Annotated in this window: 7 protein-coding genes; 2 read left to right on the top strand and 5 right to left on the bottom strand. The window is 31.0% G+C overall.

Annotated elements, in window-relative coordinates; all coding sequences use genetic code 11:
* Positions 1–21 precede the first annotated feature (21 nt).
* Together LQ609_RS12735 and LQ609_RS11610 are read right to left on the bottom strand one after the other, a co-directional pair.
* Positions 22–2610, bottom strand: a complete 2589-nt coding sequence (locus LQ609_RS12735) for an AAA family ATPase (protein WP_239734782.1) — start codon at positions 2608–2610, stop codon at positions 22–24.
* A gap of 16 nt (positions 2611–2626) precedes the next feature.
* Entirely contained in the window at positions 2627–3148 is a 522-nt protein-coding gene (locus LQ609_RS11610; protein ID WP_239734783.1) for a hypothetical protein, read from the bottom strand.
* Between the two features lie 329 nt (positions 3149–3477).
* Between LQ609_RS11610 and LQ609_RS11615 the strand changes: the two genes are divergently transcribed.
* On the top strand, positions 3478–3582 hold the full coding sequence (locus tag LQ609_RS11615) for a type I toxin-antitoxin system Fst family toxin (protein WP_107509316.1): 105 nt from the start codon (positions 3478–3480) through the stop codon (positions 3580–3582).
* A 110-nt stretch (positions 3583–3692) separates the two neighbouring features.
* Here the strand turns inward: LQ609_RS11615 and LQ609_RS11620 are convergent, their stop codons facing one another.
* The 3 genes from LQ609_RS11620 to LQ609_RS11630 form a co-directional block, all read right to left on the bottom strand.
* Positions 3693–4349, bottom strand: coding sequence for a hypothetical protein (locus LQ609_RS11620; RefSeq protein WP_239734784.1), 657 nt, complete (start codon positions 4347–4349; stop codon positions 3693–3695).
* A 36-nt stretch (positions 4350–4385) separates the two neighbouring features.
* Positions 4386–4688, bottom strand: coding sequence for a hypothetical protein (locus tag LQ609_RS11625; protein WP_239734785.1), 303 nt, complete (start codon positions 4686–4688; stop codon positions 4386–4388).
* A gap of 432 nt (positions 4689–5120) precedes the next feature.
* A complete protein-coding gene (locus LQ609_RS11630; protein ID WP_239734786.1) occupies positions 5121–7346 on the bottom strand; it encodes a beta-glucosidase in 2226 nt (741 codons plus the stop codon).
* A gap of 140 nt (positions 7347–7486) precedes the next feature.
* Here LQ609_RS11630 and LQ609_RS11635 point away from each other — a divergent pair, with 140 nt between their 5' ends.
* Complete coding sequence (locus tag LQ609_RS11635) at positions 7487–8698, top strand: helix-turn-helix domain-containing protein (RefSeq protein ID WP_239734787.1); 1212 nt, start codon at positions 7487–7489, stop codon at positions 8696–8698.
* The last annotated feature ends 788 nt before the right edge of the window (positions 8699–9486 follow it).

The following is a 9486-nucleotide window of genomic DNA, read 5'->3' on the forward strand; positions in this document are numbered from 1 at the left end:
GGAAAAGTAAGGGACTCATTATCAAAATTGATCTATCGTCTTAATTATTGTAGAGTCTTTAATTGTGTGTATGTCCTTATGGCTATCTGAGTCGTTTAAGAAATCGCTTTTATGTACACTTAATAACTTTTCAACAAAGTTTCGTGCCCATCTGCCATTTGATTTTTGTGACTGTTCTAATTGATTATATTTTTGTTCAACTTGTACGCTTAATATTTGATCGTTAAACTTCCACTCTGAACTTAACCTTCTATAAACAATTTCTGCAACTTCTTCACCTGTATAATCTTCAAAATGAATTTTAGTTGGTACACGAGACTTCAATCCTTCATTAGCATCTAAGAATCGTTTCATATCTCCTTCATAACCTGCAAAAATAGCTAAGAATTTATCTCGTTTATTTTCTAACTCTGTTATTAAAGTTTCAATTGCTAATACTCCAAAGTCATTACTACTTCCTTCTTTAGGCAATAATTGATACGCTTCATCGATAAATAGTACACCACCCATTGAACTGTCTACAACTTGGGTTGTCTTCTCTTCAGTTTGTCCTATATAACTTCCGATAAGTTTACTACGTTCAGTTTCTACTAACTGTCCTTTACTTAATAAACCTAACTCTTTAAAAATTTGAGCAATCAACCTTGCAACTGTTGTCTTACCTGTCCCAGGTGCACCAGTAAAAATCATATGGTTATTAGATTTTTCAACTTTACTACCACGTTCTTCTAACAATTGATCAAATTTAACATCATTTATTATCGATTTTACTTTTTCTTTAACAGCATTCAAACCAACAAGATTGTCTAATTCTTCTAAATACTTTTCGAGATTATTTTGTTTTGTTTCATCATCAGCTTGATTAAATATTTTATAATCATCACTTTCAATTGTCATTAAACTATCATCATCAAAGTTACTTTCAATAGAAAGTCGATGCATCTGTGACGTTGTTAATTTTTCATTAAAGTTACGTACCCATCTAGCATTACTATCATCAAAAGATCGTCTATATTCATTTCTTAGTACACGACGATATTCTTCTTCATTAAATTCATAACTTTTATTTCTCAAATCCAATACACCTATGTCCAATAATGCATCTAAACTGTAATTTTCAAAGTCAAATACATTTGGGATTCTTGATTCTAAACCTGGATTAGATTTTAAGAATAAATTCATTTCATTGGTATAGCCTGCAAATATAATCATAATACTGTCACGATGATCTTCCATGTACTTCAATATTGTATCGATAGCTTCTTGTCCAACTTGGTTACTACCACTATTCTGACTTAATGTGTATGCTTCATCTATAAACAAGACCCCATTTTCAGCACTTTCTAACACTTCTAAAGTTTGTTGGGTCGTTTTGCCAACGAATTCAGATACTAGATCTTGCTTACTCACTTCTACATAGTTTTCAGATAACACAACGCCTTCTTCATACAATGCTCTCGCAATCAATCTTGCTACAGTAGTTTTACCCGTTCCTGGATTTCCTATAAAGATAGAATGTAACGATGGCATACTTGTCGCAATGTTTTTTTCTTGTTTAATTTTATTTATTTTAGCAACATTGATGAATTTTTCAGTCGTTTTCTTTACATTTTCCAGACCAATTAAACTTTCTAGTTCTTCCAAAGCAGATATTGTTTCCTCACTATCAGACTGTACTTCTTCATATTCTTCATCTTCAGGATATAATTCAAATGCTCTTTCTAACTCCTCATCATCTTCATAATAAGATTCTTGAGTCTCTCCATCCATTTGTCTAACGTTTGCTTGTTTCTGTTCATCTAAATTTAACACTTCAAAATCTGAACCTTGAACTTGAGAGGTATTGTCACTATGAACAATCAGCTCTCTACCATTCTCAAACTCTACTTCTAAATCAACAGCCTTTAATTCAAAAGTACTATCGTCTAACTTTACAAACCCATTTCCTTTAATGACAGTTAATTGATCAAGAAATACTTTACTTTTATCTTGAGCGATTATTTCATATGTATCTTCAATTTCATTTTCGATAAATAGATTTCCAGAACGTAACACGCCCTTCTCATATACCGATGCAGTATCCACTAATAACGTATTATTAACTATTGCATTTCCGCCTATAACAGCAAAATTCTCAATTAATGAATCTGAAATATTAACAGAAGCACCATTTTTGATTACTGCACTAAATAAGTTGTTATTAGCTTTTGTAATTGTCACATTCTGAAAAATACTTCCACTTCTTAAACCTTCCAATACTAGACCATTGCAATCATTATTAGGTTTGATAATGACATTGTTTAAGATAAGTTGACTGTTGAAAGAACTTACAGCAACTACTTCCACAAGATGGCTAACATCAATTGTCATGTTCTCAATCGTAACAATCGCATTTTCTAGACTAATCGGTACCTCTAAATTTACTTCTTCAGGAGCAGCATTGCTTTTAAGTTTATACTTACCGTTCTTAAAACCAAGCCCACTCGGGAAATAATAAGAGTCTTTCATAGCATCAAATACAATAACAGCCTCATTGCCAATCGGTAGCTCAGCAAATTCTTCAATCGATTTTTTAAAAAAGCCTTTTCCAACTAAAATAGGTTTTTTCACTAATAAAACTCCTTTATTACATTTTTCTTGCTGTAAAATACATATAAACTAATGAAACCAAACCTAAAATTAACGAATATCCCCATACAAAATATAAAAAGACATATTTTATAACCACTCTAATAATAGCAACAAAACAACCAGAGCTTTGTAATTGTTCAGCAAAGCTTGTTTTTTGAGTGAGTTTTCCAATAAAATCATCAACAACACTAATAATAAAAGGAAATAATAGAAAATTAAGTAGCACCACAATCCAAAGACTATCCCCCATCATCGTAATAAATAACAGAGTAATAATTAACGAAATTAAGTACCTTTTAATCCATTCATTCTTGTCATACAATAAAAACATTTTTTTGAAATTCTCAATAAACGAACTCTTATTCTTATCAGAAGCACCAAATTCATGATGCGTTCTTTGACTCTGAAAACCCTCGTTCTTATCGTCACTATTATGAAATGCCTCTTCATTATTTATCTTTTTAGCCTTACCACTACTTTTAGCACCAAATTGTCTCTTATGATTTCCTTCAGACATAGTTACACTCCAAACATTTTTAATAAATAATAACAAATATATATTTATAATTTTCAAAATACTATTACTGTTAATTCTATACTAAATAAGAATCTATAAAAAGTCCAAAATTCCTTTTTGTGTCAAATTTCAACACTTTGCAATTTTGAGAGTAAATTAGCTTACTTTAATAACCTAACCATTACCCAATCGTTTACCGATCCTCACTTGCATAAATCTAATATAAAAAATCAAAAAATAAAGTATTCTCTAAACAACAATTAAACTAAAATATAAATGTCGTCAATCACACTTCATAGACATAGATTTCTGTGGAGGAGGTGATGTCTATGGAGATTATGCTTTCTAACATAGTCTCACCTATAATCGTAGGTGCAACACTTACGCTACTGTCATACTGGTTAGATAAACGTAAGACAAAAGACGACAAATAACCAGCATCAAATAAACCCCTTACTACCACAAATAGTAAGGGGGTTTGATGTATGTCTCGGAAATTATGCTCTATAGTTATTATACAAAATCTCCTAGAAATTGTAAATAATCAACTTCTTAAAGATTTTGAATAATACAGATAATCATTTAGATAATCTAAAGTTAATATACATCTTTTATTCCTAGAATCCATTAGATATATCATTTCCTTTTCAAATACAGATAACATCATAATTAAAGATATTATTTGAATAGCTAATCCAAGCAGTAATAGAGCTAAATCTTTTAATTGTTCAAACTGCAAGACAGCATCATTCGAATTAAAGTAAAAAGCACACAAAAAACCTGAAGGAATCCAGAATACATATAAAAAAATCCTATTAATTCTACCTTTTTTATTATTAAGATCATCTTTTTGTTCAGCAATTTCTATTTTCAATTCTTCTTTTAACAACTGAATACTGCTTTTATCATTAATATTATTCTCATTTAAAATCTTCATTACTTCGTTAGACATAGAGTATTTAATAACCTTAGACCTATAAGTTCTGCTTTTATAACCAATTATGATAGAACAGCTTAAAACAATAATAGTCAGAATGATATATCCCATTATAGAATTCAAACCAGAAAAAAAGTTCAAACAATATAATATAGAACAGATAATTCCCATAGTAAAAATTGATCTTAAAACCCAATCGAATTTATAAATTTTTTTATGTTTTTTATACACTTCATTTGAAACTTTGAAACATTTATCACTCAAATTTGAAACCCCCATAATAAATCACAATGTTTCTATTTACATCTTTTTAGTTAAGTTAAATTCATTCAATCGATTTCTTTTCTCTAGAGCTAAATCAATATATTTTTGTGTATTTTCTTTAAATGTTTCGTAAGGTACTAAAGATATATATGAGTCATGATTAGAATCATATAGCCCAACACACTTATTCTTTTTAAATTCAGGCTTTATATTCAAAGTGTTTCTACTAACTAAATTATCAAATTCTAATAGATTATAAACAGTATGTTCTTGATTACAAGTAGAACAATTATGCACTGTCTCTCTCATAATTGATGCTTTTGCTTCTTCAGTGTACAAAGCTATAACACCATTTGTTTTATTTTTCCGTCTTTCTTCTAAGAAATATTTTATTCCAAGTTAACATTAAGTATTGTTCTCGTTAATATATATCATAATTTTCATAGAAATAACTTAAAACTATATTATTTTAGTATTCAACTTTATACACTTTGATTTTACCATAATGTAATTTAATTTTTTCAAAATTTTATAAATATTTAACTCTTATCCAAATACACAAACCATAAATCCTCATACTATTATATTAGTAAATAGGGAGTGGGACAGAAATCTAATTTTATAAAAAAGATTTCGTTGTCCCACCCCGGCAAGGATGACTAGGATTGAAGAAGCTTGATATAAGCGCATTTTCAATCCAGTCATCTACTGCCAATACAATGATAAGAGGCAGGGACAATTAATTTGTCCCTGCCTCTTATTTTTCTACACTCACGCTTCTTTACTCAACTCTTCATTTGCTGCATCTATAAAGTCGCGAACTGTTTTGATGTCTATGTTAACCATGATAAGTGAGCGTAATGGCATGTTCTCAAATATTGAGGTTAGTTCTGGGTTCTCTATTACGGCATCTATTATTTTATCTAAATTGTATTGTTCTAGTGACTGCTTGAATGCTTCTTTTCTTGTTACGATTTCTGATAGGTATGTGTCTTCGTGTATCAGATTTGATGTTGTTTGGTTTGTTATATTTAGTGTGATTGATTGTTCTAATCGTATGTCTTCTACTGATGATCCTGCATAAATTATATATTCTCCGTCGTCTATTTGCCATTGTCCTTTGTTTTCATTGTACCAACGCATTGCTTTATGTGGTATTTCAAAGGTGATTGTTTTTGTTTCATTTACTTCTAAAGCTACGCGCTCGAATTCTCTAAGTTCTTTGAATGGCATATCGATATCACTTGTACGATTTCCTATATAAATTTGTACAACTTCTTCTCCTAATATGTTCCCTATATTTTTTATATCTAGACTAACCTTTAGACTACTCTCTTGATTCGTTATTTGCATATTACTGTAATCAAATGTTGTATAACTTAAACCATGACCGAATGGGAATTGTGTTTCAATATTTTTTGTATCGTAATATCTATAGCCTACGTATATACCTTCTCTATAATTTTCATCTGCTTTACTTTGATTAAATGTTAAGTAGGAAGGGACGTCTTCTATTCGTTGTGGTACTGTTTCTGCTAATTTACCTGCTGGGTTCTGTTTACCTGTTAATATATCGTAAATTGCTTCTCCTACCGCTTCTCCTGGTAAATATGTTTCAACGATAGATTTCACTTTATCCGCCCATGGCATAAGTACTGTTCCACCATTTTGTAAGACTATTGTTACGTTTTCGTTTTCTTTAGTCACTGCATCTATTAAAGCTAATTGATTGTCTGGTAATGATAAGGAGTCTTTATCTAGTCCTTCTGTTTCATAACTTTCTGGATACCCTAAGAATAATACTACTTGATCATTTTGTTGTGCTACTTTTACTGCTTGTTGTTGAAGTTGTTGATCTACTTCATGATTATTTATATTGTAACCTTGTGCATATACATATTGTTGATTTTTAAAAGCTTCTAATGGTGTTACGACATGATATGGATTTACTTTAGACGAACCGCCACCTTGGTATCTTGGATTTTCTGCAAGTTCACCAATTAATCCTAATGATGAAGGTTTCAAAGGTAGATTTTCGTTTTCATTTTTTAATAAAACAATACTTTTACGTGCAAGTTCTCTTGCGAAATCGTGGTAAGTTTCTTTGTCATAAGACTGTACTTCTTCTTTAATTTGATAGTCTTTCATTAAAGTTAAAACACGATCCACTGAAACATCTAAAATATGCTCGTCTAATTGACCATTTTTTATAGCATCTTTCACTTCAGTTAACGTAGCTTCACCTTTACCTGGCATTTCTAAATTTAGACCTGCCTTCAATGACTGTGGGCGACGTTTAACTGCTGACCAATCAGATACAACTACACCCTGATATCCCCATTCATTTCTTAATAATTCTGTAAGCAACCATTTGTTCTCTGAAACAGGAACTTGATTCAAAAAGTTATAAGAACTCATTATTGTTGCAGGTTCTGCTTCTTTTACGATTGTTTCAAATGCACTAAGATAAATTTCTCTTAATGTTCGTTCGTCAATGTTAGATGAATTTGTAAAACGTTGATTTTCTCTATTATTAGTCGCAAAATGTTTAACACTTGCACCGACACCTTGAGATTGTAAACCTTTAATATATGCTGTACCAAGTTTACCTGATACAAATGGATCTTCAGACATATATTCAAAATTTCTACCTGCTAGAGGATTTCTCTTAATGTTAATCCCTGGTCCTAACAATACATTCACTTTTTCACTTTTAGCGATTTGTCCTAAATATTCCCCGTATTGACGTAACAAATCTTTATCAAACGAACATGCAATTAATGCTAAACTTGGGAAACTAATTGTTTCAATACTTTGATTCAAACCTAAAGCATCAATATCCTCTTCTTGTTTCCTTACTCCAGAAGGTCCATCAGTAAGTAATAGTGACTTTAATCCTTCATTTTTCAATTCTTTTGTATACCAAAAATCTTGTCCCGTTACAATTTTGATCTTGTCATCTAATGATAAGTTTTTAATGATTTCACTATTTTTCATAGATACCACTACCTTTATATTGTTATAAATATCTGTAAAGATGAATGCTCTTTATATTCAAACTATAATATAGGACAATGATATTTAATTGTATTTATTCTAGAAAAATAGTATATTCTCTATAAATAAGGAGTGATTTTATGGATCATACTATAAATGATGAATTAGATTATATATGTAAACTGACACAAACTAATACGGGTATGAATATTTTCATCAAAACTTCAAACAACCTGATTAAAGAATATAAATTTCCTTATTTAGAAAACCCCTTTTTCTCTTCAGAAGACTTATGCGAACAACTTTTTACCGAAAATGAAGCAACTGCTGAAATACCGTTCATAAAACCTCTCAATAACATAGAGTATTATTCATGTATAAGAACAGCAAAGTTCGACTTTATCATGGGTCCATGTGTATTAGAAGAAGTGTCTAATAATCTCTTTTACGATTATATTAAACGCCATAACGTACCACTTTATTTAAAGAAAAGTTTACAAACTTATTTAAACTCGGTTCCAAATTATAAAAAAGCTAATCTCATTAACATGAGTCAACTTGTATACTTTCTGTTATTTAGAAGACAAATTAAAGCGTCAGATATCGAAGACCATTCTCAAAACATAACTAATGCAGAAGAAAATATCGATTTTGAACTTTCAATTAAACGTGTAAAAGAACAATTACATCATGATATTTTATTAGAAAATAATTTTAATAAGTATATAAAAAATGGTGATGTAGAAAATATAAAAAATGCATTTAGAAATACACTGTATATAGATAAAGTTGGCGTAGTGACTCCAGACAATCTTATTCGAAATGATAAGAATTTAGCAATTGCATCAGTAACAATTGCAACTAGAGCAGCTATAGAAGGCGGCTTACACTATGAAGTCGCATATTCACTAAGCGATATCCTTATTCAAAAAATAGAAACAGAACAAGAATTTGTACTCGTAAAAACAGTTGAACGAATCTTTATAGAATTTGCCACTAAAGTAAAGAACTTAAATACAACTAAATATTCACAACCCATACACCAAGTTCAACAATATATTTATAACCACTTATACCAACCATTAACATTAGACAAGTTGGCAGCACAAGTACATATAAGTTCAAAATACTTATCCCATCTATTTAAAGAAGAAGTAGGCGTAACTTTAAGCACCTATATAACAGAGAAAAAACTAGAAGAAGCTAAAATATGGTTAGATAACTCAAACCTATCCATTTCCGAAATCGCACATCAACTCAGCTTTTCAGATCAAAGCCACTTCATAAAAGTATTCAAACGCAATAACGGAATAACCCCAAAGCAATATCGAGTTAGTAAAGTAGAAGAATAAGAAGGAGGTCTAGTTGGTGCTGATAAGAGGTGCAGTATAAGCAGTTCTCAGCGAAATTGCTGATAAGAGGTACAGTATCAGCAGTTTCCGGCAAAATTGATGATAAGAGGTACAGTATAAGCAGTTCCCAGTGAAATTGCTGATAAGAGGTACAGTATAAGCACTTCTCAGCGAAATTGCTGATAAGAGATGCGTTATCAGCAGTTTCCGGCGAAATTGCTGATAAGAGGTGCAGTATAAGCAGTTCCAAGCGAAATTGCTGATAAGAAGTACAGTATAAGCAGTTCCCAGTGAAATTGCTGATAAGAGGTGCGTTATCAGCAGTTTCCGGCGAAATTGCTGATAAGAGGTGCGTTATAAGCAGTTCCCAGTGAAATTGCTGATAAGAAGTACAGTATAAGCAGTTTCCAGCGAAATTGCTGATAAGAAGTACAGTATAAGCAGTTCCAAGCGAAATTGCTGATAAGAAGTACAGTATAAGCAGTTCCAAGCGAAATTGCTGATAAGAAGTACAGTATCAGCAGTTTCCGGCAAAATTGCTGATAAGAAGTACAGTATAAGCAGGTCCCAGTGAAATTGCTGATAAGAGGTGCGTTATAAGCAGTTCCCAGCGGAATTGCTGATAAGAGATACAGTATAAGCAGTTCCCAGCGAAATTGCTGATAACATATCTCTCGAAATACATATACATAACTCAAAGAGGCTGAGACAAAAAGTTTCAGAAATTCAAAAAAAAGACGAAATTCACGATAAAAAGTGAGTTTCGTCTTTTTTTTACTTTGAGAACG

This window comes from Mammaliicoccus sp. G-M28 (assembly GCF_022386595.1).
Classification (GTDB): domain Bacteria; phylum Bacillota; class Bacilli; order Staphylococcales; family Staphylococcaceae; genus Mammaliicoccus; species Mammaliicoccus fleurettii.

What these genes read in the sequence shown, in the direction of transcription:
- LQ609_RS11610 (WP_239734783.1), bottom strand. Translation starts at nt 3,148, where the DNA reads ATGTCTGAAGGAAATCATAAGAGACAATTTGGTGCTAAAAGTAGTGGT.
- LQ609_RS11615 (WP_107509316.1), top strand. Translation starts at nt 3,478, where the DNA reads ATGGAGATTATGCTTTCTAACATAGTCTCACCTATAATCGTAGGTGCA.
- LQ609_RS11630 (WP_239734786.1), bottom strand. Translation starts at nt 7,346, where the DNA reads ATGAAAAATAGTGAAATCATTAAAAACTTATCATTAGATGACAAGATC.
- LQ609_RS11635 (WP_239734787.1), top strand. Translation starts at nt 7,487, where the DNA reads ATGGATCATACTATAAATGATGAATTAGATTATATATGTAAACTGACA.